At 73.5% G+C, this 905-nt stretch carries 1 protein-coding gene; it reads right to left on the reverse strand.

Features of this window, described 5'->3' with window-relative positions:
- Nucleotides 1-905: type I polyketide synthase (locus tag RKE29_RS30160; RefSeq protein WP_312008883.1), on the reverse strand; the 905-nt coding region annotated here is incomplete at both ends.

The raw sequence follows: 905 nt of genomic DNA on the forward strand, positions 1-905 counted from the left end.
CGCCGCGAGACCCCGCTGCCGGCTGAAGTCGATCAGCAGGTGCGGGCCGGTCAGCACCGACACGCCGCCGACCAGCGCCATCGAGCACTCGCCCGACCGCAGGGCCTGCGCGGCGAGGTGCAGGGCGACCAGCGACGACGAGCACGCCGTGTCCACGGACACCGCGGGGCCTTCGAGGCCCAGGCTGTAGGCGATACGGCCGGAGATGACGCTGGTGGTGGAGCCCGTCAGGAGGTACCCGTCGAGTTCCGGCTGGAGCGACCGGCTGTAGTCCGAGGTCACCGCGCCGGCGAACACGCCGGTGTCGCTGCCGCGCAGCGAGGTCGGGTCGATGCCCGCGTTCTCCAGGGCTTCCCAGGCCGCTTCCAGCAGCAGCCGCTGCTGCGGGTCCATGGCCAGCGCCTCACGCGGGCTGATCCCGAAGAAGTCCGCGTCGAAGTCGCCGACGCCGTCGACGAAGCCGCCGCCGCGCGTGTACAGCTTGCCCGGCTGGTCGGGGTCCGGGTCGTACAGCCCCTCCAGATCCCAGCCACGGTCCGACGGCAGGCCCGAAATCGCGTCCCGGCCCGACGCCACCAGCTCCCACAGCTCGTCCGGCGACGCCACACCACCCGGATACCGGCAGCTCATGCCCACGATCGCCAGCGGCTCGTCCGCCTCGGCCTGGCGCGGCTTCACCTGCCGGGTCTTCGCGGCCGGGCGCGGCGCCTCGGCGACGCCGCCGATCTCGGCGAGCAGCAGCCGGGTGACCGCCATCGGGTTGGGGTGGTCGAAGACGAGCGTGGCGGGCAGCCGCAGGCCGGTGGCCTGGCCCAGCCGGTTGCGCAGTTCGACCGCGCTGAGCGAGTCGAACCCGAGGTCCTTGAACGCGCGGTCGGCGTCGATCGCGGTGGCGGAGGCGTGTC

Source organism: Streptomyces sp. B1866, assembly GCF_031932565.1.
Classification (GTDB): domain Bacteria; phylum Actinomycetota; class Actinomycetes; order Streptomycetales; family Streptomycetaceae; genus Streptomyces.